Genomic DNA, 16,879 nt, shown 5'->3' on the forward strand with positions numbered 1-16,879 from the left:
CATGGCCGACCAGCGGATGCGTACGGGCGGCGGCCCGCCCCCGGGCGAGCCCGCGCTGCGGCTGCGCGGCATCGGCAAGCGGTACGGCCGGGTCGTCGCCTGCGACGCGGTCGACCTGACCGTCCACCGGGGCGAGGTGCACGGGCTGCTCGGCGAGAACGGCGCGGGCAAGTCCACGCTGATGAAGATCCTGCTCGGGCTGGTGCGGCGCGACGCCGGGACGATCCACTACGACGGCCGGCCCGTGGACGTGCGCAGCCCCCAGGAGGCGGTGACGCTCGGCCTCGGCATGGTGCACCAGCACTTCAGCCTGGTGGAGCCGCTGACCGTCTGGGAGAACGTGATCCTCGGCGACACCGGCCGCGTCGACCGCGCCGCCGCCTGCGCCGAGGTCGAACGGGTCGCCGAACGCTACGGGCTGCCGATCGACCCGGCGGCCCGGGTGGCGCGGCTGTCGGCCGGGGAACGGCAGCGGGTCGAGCTGATCAAGTGCCTGAGCCGCGACCCGTCCGTGCTGATCCTGGACGAGCCGACCTCGGTGCTCACCCAGGCCGAGTCCGCCGAGCTGTTCGGCGTGCTGCGCGAGGTGGTGCGCGGCGAGGACCGCGCGGTGATCCTCATCAGCCACAAGCTGGCCGAGATCACCGCGGCCACCGACCGGGTGACGGTGCTGCGCGGCGGCCGGGTCGTGTTCCAGAGCGCGACCGCCGACACCACCCCGCGCGAGCTGGCGCGGCAGATGGTGGGACGCGACGTCTCGCTGCGCGCCGAGGCCGCCGCCGTCGGCATGCTGCCGGTGGAGCGCCGCGCCGCGTCCCCCTCCCGGGAACCGGCCGGCGAGCCGGAGGGCGGCGTCCCGGCGCTGCGGCTGCGCGACCTGGTGGTGCGCTCCGGCGGCGTCGCCCTGCTCGACGGCCTCACGCTGGACGTGGCGCCCGGCGAGATCGTCGGGCTGTACGGCGTGGAGGGCAACGGGCAGGCCACGCTCGGCGAGGTGCTGTCCGGCCTGGTCGAGCCCGACTTCGGCACGGTCGAGATCGGCGGGGAGCCCGTCGACCTGTCCCGTCCGGGGGCGCTGCACCGGGCCGGGCTCGGCATCGTCCCCGAGGACCGGCACGACTCCGGCGTGGTGCTGGACATGAGCGTCGCCGAGAACCTGGTGATGAACTCGCTGGACGCGGTCGGCGGACGCGGCGGGCTGCTCAACCGGCGCCGCATGCTGGAGATCGCCCGGCGGCTGGCCGCCGAGTTCGACATCGTCGCCCCGTCGCTGGACGCGCCCGTGCGCAGCCTGTCGGGCGGCAACCAGCAGCGGCTCGTGCTGGCCCGGGAGCTGTCGGCGAACCCGTCGGTGCTGGTGGCGGCGCAGCCCACGCACGGGCTGGACGTCGGCGCCATCGAGGACATGTACCTGCGGCTGCGCAAGGCCGCCTCGTCCGGCGTCGCGGTGCTGCTGGTCAGCACCGAGCTGGAGGAGGTCATGGCGCTGGCGTCCCGGATCGCGGTGATCTCCCGCGGCCGGGTGGCCGGCGTGCTGCCCACCGCCGAGGCCAGCCCCGAACGCCTCGGCATGCTCGTCGGAGGAGTGGCGGCATGAACGGAGTGCGGCCGGGGGTGCTCCTCGGGCCCGGGGGCGCGCCGACGGCCGGGGTGACCGTGCTGGCCGTGGCGGTGGCGCTCGCCCTGTCGTCGCTGCTGGTCGCCGTCACGGGCGGGTCGCCCGCGGACGCCGTCGAGGCGCTGCTGCGGGGTTCGGTGGCCGACCGGACGGCCTGGAGCTCGACGCTGCTGTACGCGGCGCCGCTGCTGCTCGTCGCGGTCGGCACGTGCCTGAGCGTCCGCGCGGGCGTGTTCAACCTCGGCCAGGAAGGCCAGGTACTGATCGGCGCTCTCGCGGGGGCGTGGGTCGGGCTGCGCCTGGCCGTGCCGGGACCCGTCCTGCTGGTGCTCGTCCTCGCGGCGGCCGCGCTGGCGGGTGGCGCCTGGGCGGGGCTCAGCTCGCTGATGCACCGGCTGCGTGGCGTGAACGTCGTCGTCAGCACCCTGCTGATGACCTTCCTCGCGCAGCAGCTCGTCGCGTACGCGGTCAACACGCCCTGGCTGCTGCAGGAGACGCGGCTCGGCAACGCGACCGTCTCGCCGCAGTCCAACAAGATCCAGGACGGGGCGCTGCTCGGCTCGTTCGGCCAGTACCCGGGTCTGCAGATCAACGGCGGGCTGATCCTGGCGCTGGTCGCGGCGGTGGTGGCCGCCGTGGTGATCGCCCGCACCCGGTGGGGCTTCCGGCTGACGATGCTCGGGCTCAACCCGCGCGCCGCCCGGCACGCGGGCGTCCGCGTCGCCGCGCTGGGCGGCACGGCGCTGGCGCTGTCGGGCGCGTTCGCCGGGCTCGCCGGGGCGGTGCTGCTGGCCAGCCCGGTCGGCACCAACCGCCTCCAGCCGGGCATCTCCAACAACATCGGCTGGGACGGGCTGCTGGTGGCGCTGGTCGCCCGCAACCGTCCGGTCGCGGCGATCCCGGTGGCGCTGCTGTTCGGCGTGCTGCGTTCCGGCGGCGGTTTCCTGGCCGCCACCGGCGTCCCGTCGTACCTGGTGGACGTGGTGAAGTCGCTGCTGGTGCTGGCGTTCGTCATCCCGCCGGTGGTGGTCGCCGCGCTGCGCGACCGCGCGTCCCGCCGCGCCGCCCGTGCCACCGCCGCCCCCGTCCGGGAAGAGGTGCTCACATGAGCGAGCCGGAGCGGCGCGGCGCCGCCTGGACCGACGAGCCTGCGAGGAGGGAAGGCGGCGCCCAAAGGGCGCCGTGGAGGCGAGCGGAAGAGACAGCATGAGCGCGGTGGACAACGTCTCGACGATCCTGGCGAGCGGGGCGCGGCTGACGGTGCCGCTGGCGTTCGCGGCGTGCGGGGAGTACCTGGCCGAACGGGCGGGCACGGTGAACATCTCCGTCGAGGCGATGATGCTCGGCGGGGCGTTCGGGTCGATCGCCGTCGCGTCCGCCACCGGCAGCGCCACCACCGGGCTGGCCGCGGGCGTGCTGGTGGGGCTGGCCGTCGGGCTGGTCCACGGCACCCTGTCGCACCGCGCGGCGATCAACACGTTCGTGGTGGGCCTGGTGCTGAACGCCCTCGTCCTCGGCCTGACCAGCTATCTGATCACCACCGGCACGTTCGGCGGGCACCAGGTGTGGCAGGTCAGCGTGCCGGTGCTGCGCGACATCCCGGTGGTCGGGCGCGCCCTGTTCGTCGAACGCTGGCCCGCGTACCTGCTGCTCCTGCTGGTGCCGCTGACCTGGTGGCTGGTGGAGCGCAGCCGGTGGGGCCTGGAGCTGCGCGCGGTCGGCGAGGCCCCGCAGGCCGCCGACGTGACCGGCATCGACGTCAACGCGCGGCGCCGCCAGGCCCTGCTGTGGTGCGGCGCGCTGGCCGGGCTCGGCGGCGCGTACCTGGCGGTCGGCGAGGTCGGCTCGTTCAGCCAGAACATGACGGCCGGACGCGGGTACATCGTCATCGCGGCCGTGATCTTCGGTGCGTGGCGGCTGGGTCGCACGCTGCTGGGCTGCGCCCTGTTCGGGCTGGCCGACGCGCTGCGGCTGGCGCTGCCCGCGCTGGGTGTGACGTTGAACTCCCAGCTGCTGATCGTCGCCCCGTACCTGCTGGCGCTGCTGGTCATGCTGGCGTTCGCCGCCAGGGACCGGGAGCCGCGGGCGCTCGGCGCGCCCTTCCAGCGGGGTTCGACATGACCGTGTGTGGAAATGATCTCGAGGAGGAGACACTATGACGACCGGACTGACCCGCGCACGCTGGACGCACGTCGCGCTGCCCACGGGCGACCTGGACAGGTCGATCGAGTTCTACACCGCGCTCACCCCGCTGGTGGTGGTCGAGCGGTTCCAGGACGCGGACGGCGAGAGCGCCTGGCTGTCCAACGAGGGGCAGGTCGAGACGCCGTTCGTGCTGGTGCTGGTGTCCTTCAACAAGGACAAGGGGAAGCGGCAGGGGCTGCTCCAGCCGTTCGCGCACATCGGCATCGAGGTGCCCGAACGCGGCGACGTGGACGCCATGGCCGAGCGTGCGCGCGAGATGGGGTGCCTGCACTGGGAGCCGCGCGACATGCCCGGCCCCGTCGGCTACATCTGCGCGTTGAAGGACCCCGACGGCAACGTCATCGAGATCTCCCACAACCAGAAGGTCTTCGAGACGGTCCGCAAGCTTTGGGGGGACGGATCCTGAGCACCGACGTCGCCGTGACACGGGTCGAGGAGCGGACCCGCGCCGCGGTGCTGCGCTACCTGGCCGCGCTCAACCGCCACGACGCCGACGCCGTGGCCGCCTGCGTCACCGACGACTTCGTCAGCGAGCACGTGTCGTCCACGGGCCAAGGTGTCATCGGGCGGGCCGCCTACCGCGAGCGCCTGGACGGCTTCCTGGCCGACTTCACCGGCCTGAAGTACGAGGTGGAGGACCTGGTGGTCCGGGACGTGCGCGCCGTGCTGGCGTACTGGATGTCGTTCCGGCTCGCCTCGGCGGGGCACGCGCCCGTCCGCGTACGGGGCGTGTTCCGCTTCCGAGTCTCCGCCGACGGCCTGATCGCCCACCGCGTCGACTACTGGGACAGCGGTGAGGTGAACCGCCAGCTCGACACCCTCTGACCTGCCCCGCGAGCGGCGGTGCGGCCGGGTGGCCGCACCGCCGCCTCGGCCTGCCCGCAGGGCCTCATCCTGCATGGTGAGATGCCATCTCTTATTTCTTGACAGCGATCTATCTCGCATCGAAAGATGACGTCGTGCATGTTGTGATGACCGCGGCCGGGCTGGGCCGGGTGGAGGACGGCGCGGTCGCCGTGCTCGACACGCCGTACCCGGACGCGGGCACCCTGATCGAGCAGACCGGATCGCTGGAGTCCCTCGCCGCCGCCCGGGTCGTCCGCCGCGTCCCCCTCACCGAGGACGAAGTCCTGCCGCCCCTGCCCCGTCCCCGCGCGCTGTGGGGCGTCGGCCTGAACTACCGCTGCAAGGCCGAGACCACCGGCCGCCCCCTCCCCGACGAGCCGATCCTCTACCTCGCCGCGCCCTCGTCACTGGGCGCGCCCGGCTCACCCGTCCGCGTCCCGTCGGGCCGCACCGCCGAACTCGACTACGAGGCCGAGATCGCCGTCGTCCTCGGCCGCCCCCTCTACCGCGCCGCCGCGTCCGAGGCGTGGGACGCCGTCGCCGCCGTCACCGCCGCCAACGACCTCACCGCCCGCGACGTCATGCGCGCGACCGCCGCGCCCGTCCTGGCCAAGAGCTTCCCCGGCTTCACCGCGCTCGGCGCGTCCCTGCTCGGCCGCGACGAGATCGCCGACAGCGCGGCGATCGGCGTGCGCGCCTGGGTGAACGGCGAGCCGCGCCAGGACGCCACCAGTGCCGCGATGATCTTCCCGATCCCCGAGCTGCTGTCCCGCGTCTCCTGGTACGCCGCGCTGCGTCCCGGCGACGTCGTGCTGACCGGCACGCCCGCCGGCACCGGCCAGGACCTCGGTGCCTTCCTCACCCCCGGAGACACCGTCCGCGTCGAGGTCGACGGCGTGCTGCCGCTCACCAACCGGATCTCCGCGTGACCCGCCGTCCCCCGTCCCCTCACCAGATCGGGAGCCCACCGCCATGCCCACCCGCTACGACCACGTGCTCACCGGTGGCACTGTCATCGACCCCGCGTCCGGTACCCACGACCGACTGGACGTCGCGATCAACGGCTCGACCATCGCGGCGATCGGCCCCGGCCTGGCCGCCGACGCCGCCCGCGTGACCTCCTGTGCCGGGAGCCTGGTGCTCCCCGGCCTGGTCGAGGGGCACACGCACATCTTCCAGTACGTGTCGCAGGTCGGCGCGCCGCCCGAGGAGGCGCACCTGCGGCGCGGCGTCGTCGCCGCCGCCGACGCGGGCACCGCCGGCGCGTCCACGTTCCCCGCGTTCCGCAAGCTGATCGTCGAACCGGTGGACATGCGCGTCGTCAGTTTCCTGAACGTCTCGGTGCTCGGTCTCATCGACTTCCGTTTCGGCGAGCTGCTCAACCCCGACACGCTCGTCGCCGACGACGCCCTGGAGACCGCCGCCGCGAACCCCGACGTCGTACGCGGCTTCAAGATCCGCCTGTCCGAGGACGTGGTCGGCGAGCAGTGGGAGACGCTGCTGAAGAAGTCGCTGACGGTCGCCGAACAGGCGGGGCTGCCGCTGATGGTGCACATCGGCGAGACGTCCGAACCGCTGCCGGTCGTCCTGTCGTACCTGCGTCCCGGCGACGTCGTCGCGCACTGCTACACCGGCAAGCCGCACGGCATCCTGGACGGCGACACCGTCCTGCCCGCCGTGCTGGAGGCCCGCGACCGCGGCGTCCTGTTCGACTCCGCCCACGGCCGCAGCAACCTCAGCTTCGAGATCGCCCGCCGCGCCATCGCGTCCGGCTTCCTGCCCGACGTCCTGTCGTCCGACACCAGCGCCCGCAACTGGCGCGGCCCGGTCTTCGACCTGCTGACCAGCATGTCCAAGCTGATCGCCCTGGGCGTCCCGCTCGTGGAGGCCGTCACCCGCGCCACCGTCCGCCCCGCCGCGCTGCTCGGCCTCGACGCCGAGGGCTACGGGCGCCTGTCGGTCGGCGGGCCCGCCCACATCACCGTCGTCACCGAGACCGACGAGGTGGAGCTGCCCGACGCCGCCGGCAACACGATCGTCGCGCCCCGTCTCGAACCGACCCTCGTCCTGCACGACGGCGGCGCCGTGGAGATCACGCCCTGGCGCGGCCTCCCGTCATGAGTCCGGCGAGGTCCCGGATACGCGCCGCCCTGACGTCGGGCCGCCGCGTCACCGGCACGTTCGTCAAGCTGCCCTCGTGCGACGTGGTCGAGATCTGTGCCGAGGCCGGTTTCGATTTCGTCGTCGTCGACCTGGAACACTCGACCCTCACCGAATCCGACGCGATCGCCCTGGTCCGCCACGCCGACCTGTGCGGACTGGCGGCGCTCGTCCGCATCCCCGCGGTCGACGGGCCGCAGATCTGCCGTCTGCTGGAGAACGGCGCCGCCGGATTCCAGCTCTCCATGCTCCACGACCCGGCACAAACCCGCGCACTGCTCCAGGCGACACGCTTCGCCCCGGCCGGAACCCGCTCCATCAGCATGGCCAACCGCACCGCCCGCTTCGGCCTGCGCGAAGGTGGTCTCCGGGCCTTCCTGCGGGACGAGGCCGAGTCTCCGCCCCTGCTCGTCGGCCAGATCGAGACACCGGTGCACGGCCCCTGGGAGCCCCTGATCGGCGACCTGGACGTGGTGTTCGTCGGTGTCACCGACCTCGCCGTGAGCCTGGGCGCCGAGCCGGGCGGTGAGCGGCTCCGAGCGGCCGTCACCGGCATCGCCGCCGCCGCGGCCGAGCACGGCATCGCCTTCGGCGGCTGGACGCCCTCACCCGACACGGCGGCCGCCCACGGCCTGGCCGCCGCCCGCTACCTCGTCACCGGCTCCGACCTGCAAATCCTCGCCACCGGTCTCAAAGCAGCCGCATCCCAAGGAGGAAACGGATGACGGAACGCAACCCGCGGCTCTACGGCCGCGTCATCAACTGGGACGACATCCCCGAAACCGAACTGCGCAGAGGCGTACGGCGCCGCGTCTACTCCACCGACGAGGTCATGCTGGCCCACCACCGCCTGTCCGTCGGCATGGACCTCAACCCGCACAGCCACGACGACTTCGACCAGCTCGTCTACATCGCCGAGGGGCGCTGCAACTACTACGTCGACGGCGTCCCCCACGAAATGACCGCGGGCTCGTTTCTGCTGGTGCCGCGAGGCGCCGAACACTACGTCGAGCCCCTGGAGGAACCCTGCGTCAACATCGACATCTTCGTGCCGCCCCGAGCCGACTTCGCCGCGTCCCTGACCTACCTGAACCGGTCACGATGACGGCGCGGCGGTGACGCGGACGGCTCCGCCGCTGAACTGCTCGACGGCGACGCGGACGCGCTCCTGGGAAATCCCGTCGGCGGGAAGGTGGATGTGCAGGGCGCTGCCCTGCGCGGAATGCATCTGCGACATCAGCCCGGCCCGCAGCAGCCCGCGCCCCCGCCGGTACCGCTCAGGCTCACGCGGCAGAACGTACAGGTAGTCGAACTGGCCGGTGCGGGCTATCCACAGCCGCTCGATCGCCGACCAGGGGATCACGGTCTGGGTGCGGTCCCAGGCGAAGACCTTCATGCGGATGCCGTCGGCGGTCAGGGCGGGGTCGCCGCCGAACAGGGTCGGCAGGGCCACCAGCACGGCCAGCAGCAGCCCCGCCGCGACGCAGCCGAGCACCAGCGAACCCCCGGACGACACGACACGCGGCAGTTCCGAGGCGGCCAACAGGCTCGCGAGCCCGATGCAGACGACGGCCATCGCCGTGCAGGTCATCACCGTCCGGGCGGCGAGCCGGCCCTGCGTGATCCTCAGCTCCAGCACCGGCCCATCGCCCACCACGTCATCTCCCGCGAGCCACGTCCATGGACGATCGACGAGGCGACAGGTCCGCCTCGTCCGCCCGGCGGCCACCACGGGTCGCCGCCCTCGCCATCAAGACCGCCACGAATCCTATAGGCCCGAGTCTTCCGAAGCTCCGGCGAGCCGCATGAGCGTGCCCGGCGGAGACGACCGGGGCTCCCAACGGCACGGCCCGGGGGCGCCGCCGGCCTGCCCCCTGAGCCCTCCCCGCCCGGCCGCCGAGGGCCGTGCCGTTGCTCCCGGTCGGCCGTCACCCGGCCGTGTGCGCGAGGATGGCGGCGGCCAGCTCCTCGTGCACCTCCGGCGGCAGCGTGTGCCCCATGCCCGCCACGATCATCAGCCGCGCCCCCGGGATCTGCTCGGCGATGATCGCGCTGTGGCCCGGCTTGGCCGGCTCGTGGCTGCCCTCGATGACCAGCGTGGGCGCCTTCACCTGGTGCAGCACGCCCACCGGCTCGAAGTCGGGCTTGGCCATCGCGGCGAGCCGGTGGTTGGCCACCGCCGACAGGTCACGGGCCCGGTCGTAGATCTGCTCCTGCAGCCGGCGCGCCGCGTCCTCGTCGAACGGCAGCCCGGTGCCGTGCAGCAGACGCTGCTCGGCGATCATGCCGTCGATCCGCGCGCGCCGGTCCACCGGCGGCGGGGCGGCCATCAGCGCCTGGTAGAAGGCCACGAACTCCGGCGTGGGCTCCGGCAGGCTCCCCTCGGGCTGCGGCTGCCCCGTCAGGGCCCGCATGATCACCTGGCCCTCGCCGCCGCCGAGCGGCGAGGACCCGATGACGGTCAGCGAACGCACCCGCTCCGGCCGCTCCACGGCGACGAACTGGCCGAGCAGCCCGCCCGCCGAGTGGCAGACCAGGTGCGCGCTGTCCAGGCCGTGGGCGTCCATCACGCGGTACACGTCGTTCTTGATGTCGTCCCACGTGTACGGCTCCGCCGCGAAGTCGACGGTGCCCGACATGCCGGTGTCCCGGTGGTCGTACCGGATCACCCGGCGGCCCCCGGCGGCCAGGCGGCCGATGAACTCGTCCGGCCACAGGATGCCCTGCGACATCGACCCCATGATCAACAGAATCGGCTCGTCGGTCCCGGCGCCGAACTCTTCACTCCAGATGGTCACGTTCTGCATGTCTCACAGCATGTCGTCGCCGGCCACGGGCGCCTTCTGTAGAACTACTAGCCGCGCCAGTTCCGTACGGGAGCCGATGCCCAGCTTCGGATAGATCTTGTACAGGTGGTACTCGACCGTGCGCGGGCTCAGGAAGAGCCGGGCGGCGATCTGCTTGCTCGACAACCCGTCGGCGACCAGGCCCGCGATGCGCAGCTCCTGCGGGGTCAGCGCGTCGAGCACGGCCGCGGGCGGAGCCTGCCCGCTCTCGCCCGCCGCCCGCAACTCGTCCTGCGCGCGCCGCGCCCACGGCCGGGCACCCGCCCGTTCGAACGTCTCCCACGCCATCCGCAGATGTGCCCGCGCCTCGCCGGGCCGCTGCGCGCGGCGGAGGCGCTCACCCAGCAGCAGGGCGGTCCTGGCCGCCTCGAAGGGGTTGGTGTGCAGCCGCAGCGCCTCGGCGAAGGCGTCCTCGGACGACTCGGCCAGGCCCCGGCAGCGGGCCAGCAGCGCGTGCGACTCGGCCGTCGCGGCGTGCTTCGACCACTGCTCGTACGCGGCCAGCACCGCCCGCGCGCCCGCGTCGTCGCCCGCGCCCACGGCGGCCTCGACCCGGTCCGGCGCCGACCGCCACACCACGGTCGGATGCCCGGCGCCCGGTCCCGCCGCGACGATGGCCGTGAAGCGGTCGTGCGCCGCCGCGTGGCGGCCCAGGCACAGGTCGAGCAGCGCCAGCGCGTACGCGGCCACCCCCGCCCGCATACCCACCCGATGGGGGACGGCGATGGCCAGCGCCTCACGGGCGTGCCGCCTGCAGGACTCCTCCTCGCCCCGCAGCGCCGCCAGCACCGCCAGGTTGGCCAGGTGCGCGGCCACCGTGTTCTCGTACCCGGCCTCGCGGGCCAGCTCCAGGCCCTCCTCGGAGACGGCCTGGCTGCGCGCCAGCCGCCCGGCGATGCGCTCGGCGGTCGCCACGAACTCCAGCACCACCGGTAGCTGGCCCGTCATCCCCGACACCCTGGCCACCTGTCCGGCCCGGCCGACCATCTCGGTGGCCAGGTCCGACTCGCCCAGGTAGCTGGCCGCGGCCGCCGCCCACAGGTGCCCCGCCGCGTCCTCCAGTTCGCCGGCACGCCCCAGCGCCCGCCGCAGCAGGCCCGGCCCGGCGGCGTCGCCGTCCAGCGTCAGGCCGATCCCGGCCACCGTGTCCCGCAGGAACCCCTCGGGGTGCGCCGCGGCCCGCCGGCCGAGTTCGACGATGGCCGCCGTGTCGCCGACGTACGAGGCCGCCTCCGCGGCGTCGGCCAGCATGTCCAGGCTGTCGCCCGCCGCCAGGATCCGCATGGCCTCGGCGGCGTTCCCCGAGTTCAGCTCGAACCGGCCCCGGAGCCGGGCGATCTCCATGGCGAGGGCGGCGTCCCCGCCGGCCCGCTCGCGCGCCTCGGCCAGCAGCGACTCCGCCTGCCCCGGACGGCCGCCGAGCCAGGCCGCGACGGCGGCGTCCTTCAGGCGGACGGCCCGGGTGCGCGGCTCGGGGGTCAGCTCGGCGGCCCTGGCGAGGGCCGTGGCGGCGGCGCCGTACCCGCCGCGGTCGCGCGCCCGCTCCGCGGCGGTCACCAGCGCGGCGGCGACCTGCTCGTCCTGCCCCAGGGCGGCTCCGGCCAGATGCCAGGCGCGGCGATCGTCCGTGGTCAGCTCCGCCAGGACGGCGTGCACGCGGCGGACCTCGGCGGGAGCGGCTGCCTCGTGCACCGCGGACCGGATGAGCGGGTGACGGAACCGCACGCTCATGCCCGACACCTCCGCCAGCCCGGCCCCTTCCAGCTCGGCCAACGCCACCCGCCCGGCCCCGGCTCCCGTGTTCTCGCCGGGCCGTACCGGCTGCTCGGCGAACAACCGGTCGGCGGCGCGCAGGACCTGGTCGAGGTCGGCCTCCACGGCGGCGACCAGGGCGACGAGCCGAGCAGAGGCGGACAACGCGGCCACCCGGTCGCCGAACAGCCGGGCGCCACCGGGCAACGGTTCGGGCAGCGGCTCGCGCCCGGCGAGCTGCGCGGGCGTCAGGCGGGCGGCGATCTCGCCCAGGGCCAGCGGATTCGCGCGAGTCAGCGTGACGAGATCCCGCGTCACATGAGCGGGCAGCCCACCACAGCGGGATTCCAGCAGCTCGGCCGCCGCGGACTCGGGCAGGCCGCGCACGTCCACTGTGAGCGGCACGCCCTTGACCGGCACGTCCCCGCGCACGGCGAACAACATCGCGATCCGTTCCGTCCCCAGCCGCCGGGCGGCGAACAGCAGCGCGTCGGCCGAGGCCCGGTCGACCCACTGGAAGTCGTCGACCACGCAGATCAGCCCGTCCGGAGCGGCCGCCTCGGCCAGCAACGACAGCACGCCGGCGCCCAGCAGGAACCGATCCCCGGCACTGCCCGCGGCGAGCCCCAAGGCCGTGCTCACGGCGTCGCGCTGCGGTTCGGGCAGCGCGTCCAGCGAGCCGGTCACCGGCCACAGCACCTGGTGCAGCGCCGCGAACGCGAGATCGGACTCGGACTCGACGCCGGTCGTCCGCAGCACGCGCATCGCGCCGCCGCGCGCGGCCGCCGCGTCGAGCAGGGCGGTCTTGCCCGCACCCGCCTCGCCCCGCAACACCACCGCGCCGCCGGAGCCCTCGCGGGCCCGCACGATCACCTCGTCGAGTGCGCTGATTTCCGCAGACCTGCCGTAAAGCACGAACCCCACAGTAGGAGGCCGCCCTACCCGCACGTCGGCCGTCGAGCGCACAGTCCAACCGCCCGCTCGGGGAACACACCGCCATGCCAGGCGTCGGTCAAGGCGCGGGACGAACTCCCTAGACTCGTCGCCATGGTGAATGTCCGGGAAGCCACGATCGATGACCTTCCGCAGGCGGCGGAGACGCTGGCGGCGGCGTTCGCCGACTACCCGTGGACCCGGCACACCGTGGCCCACGACGACCACGTCGGCCGGATACGCCGCATCCAGGCCCTGTTCTTCGAGCACATCGGGCTGGCGCACGGCCGGGTCTGGGTCGCCGACGACGGCCGCGCCGTGGCGGTGTGGACCACTCCCGACACCGACGCGGAGGCGGCGTTCGGCGAGATCGGCCCGCTGGTGACGGAACTGGCCGGCGATCGGGCCGAGATCTCGGAACGCGCCGAAGCCGCGCTGAACCCGTACCGGCCGACCGAGCCCGTGTGGTTCCTGGGCACCGTCGGCGTGCATCCTGCCGTCCAGGGCAAGGGCCTGGGCCGCGCGGTGCTGGAGCCCGGCATCCAGGCCGCGGCCGAGGCGAAGGTACCGGCCTTCCTGGAGACCGCCGACCCCGGCAACGTCGCCTTCTACCGGAAACTGGGCTTCGAGGTCGTCGCCGAAGTGGACGTCCCCGACAACGGCCCGAAGACCTGGTGCATGAGCCGCCCCCCGCACTGACCACGGTGAGCCTTCTCGGTCAGGCCGGGCTGGGAGTCAGCCGCCGAGGTAGGTCTCGATGTGTCCTGTGGCGACCCGGTCGACCTCGTCGGCCTTGCCGGAACGCAACGCGGACAGCAGGGCCCGGTGCTGCCGGGGGATCTCTTCCGGGGACGGGTGGCCGGGGGCGTCCCGCACGAAGTAGGCGCGCACCCGTGGCTGGATCGTGCGCCAGATCTGCAGCGCCTGGGCGTGTCCGCTGGCGGCGATGACCGCCTCGTGGAACGCCACGTCGAGGTCGGCCAGCCGTTCGGCGGACCCGCCGTTCTCCGCGGCGTCGGTCATCTCCTCGACGAGGCGTTCGAGCCGGTCGAGCAGTTCGGGCGGGCGGGTCTCGGCGATCTCCCGGAAGGCGAACCGCTCGATCGTCAGCCGGATCGGCACGAGGACCTCGCGCACCTCCCGCTGGGTGATCCCGGCGACCTCGGCCCCCCGGTAGGGATGGGTCACCACCAGCCCCTCCTGCTCCAGGATCATGATCGCCTCCCGGACCGGGCCGCGGCTGACCCCGGAGCGGGCCGACAGTTCGCGCTCGACCAGCCGGTCGCCGGGTTTCAGCTCGCCGGTGGCGATGGCCTGGCGAAGCCAGTTCAGGATCCATTCGCGCCGTGAGGCCGGCGGGGTGGACGGCGGCATCGAGCTCGTCACTTCTGTCCCATCCAAGGTCGAGAGCCCGCCGCGTGCGGGCACCCGGACCCTACGATAGCCGCCGCCGCGAGATGGCAGATGGTTGACCATCTGCCATTTGCCGGTTTAGTGTTCCGCATCACCGCACCGGCCCTTCCCGGAGGACGGTGCGCGAGCCCGGCCTTCCCGCTGCCGCGAGACCGGTGTCCGTCCGCTCGGAGGACACCGGCCGGGGCGTCCGGCGAATCGACCGTCCGGTGGCTCCCAGAGTCGTCCGGAGCCATCCACGAACGAATCAGGACCAGATGAGAATCCGTGACATCCGTGCAGCCGGCCTGCGAGGCGCCACCCCAGAAGGCGGGTGGCAGGACGAACTCACCCCCGACGACGTCGTCCACACCCTGGTGGCGGTGCACACCGACGAGGGACCGATCGGCATCGGCAGCGTGTTCACCAGTGAGGCTCTGGTCCGCGGTGCCCTGGAGATCCTGCGGCCGCTGCTGATCGGCGAAACGGCGACCGAACCCGAGCGGGTGTCGGAGCGCCTGCACCGGGCCACCTTCTGGATGGGCCGGGGCGGCACGGTGACGCACACCATCAGCGGCGTCGACATGGCGCTGTGGGACGTGCTCGGCCAGGTCACCGGCCAGCCCGTGGGCCGCCTGCTCGGCGGGCGGTACCGGGAGCGCGTCCGCCCCTATGCCTCCCTGCTCATGGACGAACCGGAGATCCTCGCCGAGCGGCTGCGGCGGCTGGCCGAGCAGGGCTGGCGCGCGTTCAAGATCGGCTGGGGGCCCTTCGGGCGGGTCAGCGCGCGGCTCGACGAGCGGATCGTGGCCGCCGCGCGCGAGGCCGTCGGGCCGGACGCGCTGCTCATGGTGGACGCGGGCGGCAGCGACAGCGCATGGTCCAACGGCTACAAGTGGGCGCTGCGCACCGCCCGGATGCTCGACGGTTACGACGTCGCCTGGTTCGAGGAGCCGCTCAGCCCCGACGCCCTGGACGACTACGTGCACCTGCGCCGCACGGCCACGGTGGCGATCTCGGGCGGGGAGGTGCTGACCCGGCGGCAGAGCTTCCACCCGTGGCTGGAGGCCGGCGCGCTCGACATCGTCCAGCCGGACGTGACCAAGGTCGGCGGCCTGAGCGAGCAGCGCCGCATCGGATGGGCCGCGCAGGACCACGGCGTGCGGCTGATCCCGCACGGCTGGAACACTGCCGTGGGACTGGCGGCCGACCTGCAACTGGCCTCGGCGCTGCCCGGCACCGACCTGGTCGAGTACGTCACGGGATCGCCCTACGTCGACTCGATCACCGCAGAGCCCTGGCGGCTGGACGACGACGGGATGCTCGCCATCCCCGACACGCCCGGCCTCGGGATCCGCCTCGACCCGGAGGCCCTCGACCGCTACGCCGACGCGACCGCCCTGCTGCGGCCGTGACCGGCCGGACGGAGAGCAGACCATGAACACCGCGGGTCTGGTGACGCTCGGCGAGACGATGGCGGTCCTGACGCCGGCCGTGTCGGGACGGCCGGGCCCGGGAAACCCGCTGCGCGTCGGCATCGGAGGCGCCGAGTCCAACGTGGCGGTGGCCGTGTCCCGGCTGGGCGCGCCCGGCACCTGGATCGGCCGCGTCGGCGACGACGATCTGGGCCGCCTGGTGGTCCGCGAGCTGCGGGCTGAGGGCGTGCGGGTCCTGGCCGAGGTCGACCCCCACGCGCCGACCGGGTTGCTGCTGAAGGAGCTGCGCGGCGGCCGCCCTCGGCGGGTCCGCTACTACCGCACCGGCAGCGCGGGCTCCCGGCTGTCGCCCACGGACGTCGACCGGGCCCGCCGGGCCATCGCCGACGCGGGCGTCCTCCACCTGACCGGGATCACCGCCGCCCTGGGGCCGCAACCCCGCGCCGCCCTCGCCCGCGCGACGCAGGTCGCCCGCGACGTGGGCACCCGCGTGTCCTTCGACCTCAACCATCGCCGCACCCTGTGGCCGGACGCCGCCGCGGCGCCGGTGCTGCGGGATCTGGCCGCGTCCGCCGACGTGGTGTTCGCGGGCGCCGAGGAGGCGGCGCTGATCCTGGGGCGTCCGGCGGCCGGTGAGGCCACCGTGGACGACGGCAGGGAACTCGCCGCCGCCCTCCTGGCCCTCGGGCCGGGCACGGCCGTGGTGAAGCTGGGCGCGCTCGGGGCGGTCGCCGCCCACGAGGGCGGTGTCGCCTACGCGCCCGCCCGTGCCGTGACCGTCGTCGACCCGGTGGGCGCGGGCGACGCCTTCGCCGGGGGTTATCTGGCCGAACTGCTGAGAGGCATGCCGCCCGACGTGGGCCTGCGCACCGGCAACGCCATGGGCGCGGTCGTCACCGCGACCGAGGGCGATTGGGAGGGGCTGCCGACCCGCGCCGAACTCGCCGAGGACCTCCAGGGTGAGGAGGTCATGCGATGAGCCGGGTCGACCGTACGTCCGCTGCCCGTCCGGTGACCGGGCCGCTGCTGGGTCGGTGCCCGATCGTCCCCGTGGTGGTGCTCGCGGACGCCGCGGACGCGCTGCCGATGGGCGAGGCGCTCCTGGCCGGAGGCGTCGACGTCGTGGAGATCACCCTCCGGACCCCCGCCGCGCTGGACGGCATCCGCAGGCTCGCGGCGCTGCCCGGGATGCGGGTGGGCGCCGGGTCGGTGGTCCGCCCCGACCAGGTGGACCGGGTCGTCGACGCGGGCGCCGCCTTCGTGGTCAGCCCGGGGACCTCGGCCGCCGTTCTCGACCGCGCCCGGGCCCGGTCGGTTCCCGCGTTGCCCGGCGTGGCCACCGCGTCCGATCTCATGGCGGTGGTCGCGCGGGGGCTGACCGAGGTGAAGTTCTTTCCGGCGGGCCTCCTGGGCGGCCCCGCCGCGATCTCCGCGCTCGCGGGTCCCTTCCCCGGCGTGTCCTTCATGCCCTCCGGCGGTCTCGACGCCGCCACCATGGCCGGGTACCTCGCGCTGCCGTGCGTACCCGCTGTCAGCGGAAGCTGGATGGTGGCGCCGGAACTGCTCGCCGGGCGGCGGTGGGACGTCGTCACCACCGAAGCCGCACGCGCCCTGCGCCTCGCCGCCCAGGCCCGCCCGGCGCCCCGACCCGAGGGCTGACCGGACGAACCACACTGAATAGGCCGTCGGGC

17 protein-coding genes are annotated in these 16,879 nt (G+C 73.9%); 13 read left to right on the forward strand and 4 right to left on the reverse strand.

Going from position 1 to position 16,879, the window contains the following annotated elements:
• Position 1 precedes the first annotated feature (1 nt).
• The 9 genes from ABD811_RS26600 to ABD811_RS26640 all read left to right on the forward strand — a co-directional run bounded on the left by ABD811_RS26600 (position 2) and on the right by ABD811_RS26640 (position 7,934).
• Positions 2 to 1,597, forward strand: coding sequence for an ABC transporter ATP-binding protein (locus tag ABD811_RS26600; protein WP_344952932.1), 1,596 nt, complete (start codon positions 2 to 4; stop codon positions 1,595 to 1,597).
• Entirely contained in the window at positions 1,594 to 2,727 is a 1,134-nt protein-coding gene (locus ABD811_RS26605) for an ABC transporter permease (protein ID WP_344952934.1), read from the forward strand. The genes ABD811_RS26600 and ABD811_RS26605 overlap by 4 nt, the downstream gene beginning before the upstream one ends.
• 97 nt (positions 2,728 to 2,824) lie before the next feature.
• The gene (locus ABD811_RS26610) at positions 2,825 to 3,739 is read left to right on the forward strand and encodes an ABC transporter permease (RefSeq protein WP_344952936.1); all 915 of its coding nucleotides are present in this window, start codon (positions 2,825 to 2,827) and stop codon (positions 3,737 to 3,739) included.
• Positions 3,740 to 3,773: 34 nt separating this feature from the next.
• Positions 3,774 to 4,229: a VOC family protein gene (locus ABD811_RS26615; protein WP_344952938.1), complete on the forward strand. Its 456-nt coding sequence runs from the start codon at positions 3,774 to 3,776 to the stop codon at positions 4,227 to 4,229.
• Between the two features lie 14 nt (positions 4,230 to 4,243).
• Complete coding sequence (locus tag ABD811_RS26620) at positions 4,244 to 4,648, forward strand: nuclear transport factor 2 family protein (protein WP_344952940.1); 405 nt, start codon at positions 4,244 to 4,246, stop codon at positions 4,646 to 4,648.
• A 134-nt stretch (positions 4,649 to 4,782) separates the two neighbouring features.
• On the forward strand, positions 4,783 to 5,598 hold the full coding sequence (locus ABD811_RS26625) for a fumarylacetoacetate hydrolase family protein (protein ID WP_344952942.1): 816 nt from the start codon (positions 4,783 to 4,785) through the stop codon (positions 5,596 to 5,598).
• Positions 5,599 to 5,641: 43 nt separating this feature from the next.
• A complete protein-coding gene (locus ABD811_RS26630) occupies positions 5,642 to 6,790 on the forward strand; it encodes a hypothetical protein (protein WP_344952944.1) in 1,149 nt (382 codons plus the stop codon).
• Entirely contained in the window at positions 6,787 to 7,554 is a 768-nt protein-coding gene (locus ABD811_RS26635; RefSeq protein WP_344952946.1) for an HpcH/HpaI aldolase family protein, read from the forward strand. Before ABD811_RS26630 ends, ABD811_RS26635 begins: the two co-directional genes overlap by 4 nt.
• Positions 7,551 to 7,934 carry a cupin domain-containing protein gene (locus tag ABD811_RS26640; RefSeq protein WP_344952948.1) on the forward strand — a complete coding sequence of 128 codons (384 nt, stop codon included), beginning with the start codon at positions 7,551 to 7,553 and terminating at the stop codon, positions 7,932 to 7,934. The genes ABD811_RS26635 and ABD811_RS26640 overlap by 4 nt, the downstream gene beginning before the upstream one ends.
• On the opposite strand, the gene ABD811_RS26645 is transcribed toward ABD811_RS26640, so the two are convergent.
• From ABD811_RS26645 to ABD811_RS26655, 3 genes are all read right to left on the reverse strand, one after another.
• Positions 7,926 to 8,486, reverse strand: coding sequence for a hypothetical protein (locus ABD811_RS26645; RefSeq protein ID WP_344952950.1), 561 nt, complete (start codon positions 8,484 to 8,486; stop codon positions 7,926 to 7,928). The genes ABD811_RS26640 and ABD811_RS26645 overlap by 9 nt on opposite strands.
• A gap of 271 nt (positions 8,487 to 8,757) precedes the next feature.
• Entirely contained in the window at positions 8,758 to 9,636 is an 879-nt protein-coding gene (locus tag ABD811_RS26650; RefSeq protein WP_344952952.1) for an alpha/beta fold hydrolase, read from the reverse strand.
• 3 nt (positions 9,637 to 9,639) lie between these two features.
• A complete protein-coding gene (locus ABD811_RS26655; RefSeq protein ID WP_344952954.1) occupies positions 9,640 to 12,342 on the reverse strand; it encodes a helix-turn-helix transcriptional regulator in 2,703 nt (900 codons plus the stop codon).
• Between the two features lie 132 nt (positions 12,343 to 12,474).
• Here ABD811_RS26655 and ABD811_RS26660 point away from each other — a divergent pair, with 132 nt between their 5' ends.
• Positions 12,475 to 13,059: a GNAT family N-acetyltransferase gene (locus ABD811_RS26660; RefSeq protein WP_344952956.1), complete on the forward strand. Its 585-nt coding sequence runs from the start codon at positions 12,475 to 12,477 to the stop codon at positions 13,057 to 13,059.
• A 36-nt stretch (positions 13,060 to 13,095) separates the two neighbouring features.
• Here ABD811_RS26660 and ABD811_RS26665 read toward each other — a convergent pair whose 3' ends face one another.
• On the reverse strand, positions 13,096 to 13,746 hold the full coding sequence (locus ABD811_RS26665; protein ID WP_344952958.1) for a GntR family transcriptional regulator: 651 nt from the start codon (positions 13,744 to 13,746) through the stop codon (positions 13,096 to 13,098).
• A 284-nt stretch (positions 13,747 to 14,030) separates the two neighbouring features.
• Between ABD811_RS26665 and ABD811_RS26670 the strand changes: the two genes are divergently transcribed.
• From ABD811_RS26670 to ABD811_RS26680, 3 genes are read left to right on the forward strand one after another with little or no spacing between them, the layout of a single operon-like run.
• Entirely contained in the window at positions 14,031 to 15,167 is a 1,137-nt protein-coding gene (locus ABD811_RS26670; RefSeq protein WP_344952960.1) for a mandelate racemase/muconate lactonizing enzyme family protein, read from the forward strand.
• Between the two features lie 22 nt (positions 15,168 to 15,189).
• Positions 15,190 to 16,167, forward strand: coding sequence for a sugar kinase (locus ABD811_RS26675; RefSeq protein ID WP_344952962.1), 978 nt, complete (start codon positions 15,190 to 15,192; stop codon positions 16,165 to 16,167).
• Positions 16,164 to 16,847, forward strand: coding sequence for a bifunctional 4-hydroxy-2-oxoglutarate aldolase/2-dehydro-3-deoxy-phosphogluconate aldolase (locus ABD811_RS26680; protein WP_344952964.1), 684 nt, complete (start codon positions 16,164 to 16,166; stop codon positions 16,845 to 16,847). The genes ABD811_RS26675 and ABD811_RS26680 overlap by 4 nt, the downstream gene beginning before the upstream one ends.
• The last annotated feature ends 32 nt before the right edge of the window (positions 16,848 to 16,879 follow it).

Origin of the sequence: Actinomadura miaoliensis (assembly GCF_039536785.1) — a bacterium.
GTDB classification, from domain to species: domain Bacteria; phylum Actinomycetota; class Actinomycetes; order Streptosporangiales; family Streptosporangiaceae; genus Spirillospora; species Spirillospora miaoliensis.

Coding starts and splice junctions, on each gene's coding strand:
- ABD811_RS26600 (WP_344952932.1), top strand. CDS start 2: ATGGCCGACCAGCGGATGCGTACGGGCGGCGGCCCGCCCCCGGGCGAG.
- ABD811_RS26605 (WP_344952934.1), top strand. CDS start 1,594: ATGAACGGAGTGCGGCCGGGGGTGCTCCTCGGGCCCGGGGGCGCGCCG.
- ABD811_RS26610 (WP_344952936.1), top strand. CDS start 2,825: ATGAGCGCGGTGGACAACGTCTCGACGATCCTGGCGAGCGGGGCGCGG.
- ABD811_RS26615 (WP_344952938.1), top strand. CDS start 3,774: ATGACGACCGGACTGACCCGCGCACGCTGGACGCACGTCGCGCTGCCC.
- ABD811_RS26630 (WP_344952944.1), top strand. CDS start 5,642: ATGCCCACCCGCTACGACCACGTGCTCACCGGTGGCACTGTCATCGAC.
- ABD811_RS26635 (WP_344952946.1), top strand. CDS start 6,787: ATGAGTCCGGCGAGGTCCCGGATACGCGCCGCCCTGACGTCGGGCCGC.
- ABD811_RS26640 (WP_344952948.1), top strand. CDS start 7,551: ATGACGGAACGCAACCCGCGGCTCTACGGCCGCGTCATCAACTGGGAC.
- ABD811_RS26650 (WP_344952952.1), bottom strand. CDS start 9,636: ATGCAGAACGTGACCATCTGGAGTGAAGAGTTCGGCGCCGGGACCGAC.
- ABD811_RS26660 (WP_344952956.1), top strand. CDS start 12,475: ATGGTGAATGTCCGGGAAGCCACGATCGATGACCTTCCGCAGGCGGCG.
- ABD811_RS26670 (WP_344952960.1), top strand. CDS start 14,031: ATGAGAATCCGTGACATCCGTGCAGCCGGCCTGCGAGGCGCCACCCCA.
- ABD811_RS26675 (WP_344952962.1), top strand. CDS start 15,190: ATGAACACCGCGGGTCTGGTGACGCTCGGCGAGACGATGGCGGTCCTG.
- ABD811_RS26680 (WP_344952964.1), top strand. CDS start 16,164: ATGAGCCGGGTCGACCGTACGTCCGCTGCCCGTCCGGTGACCGGGCCG.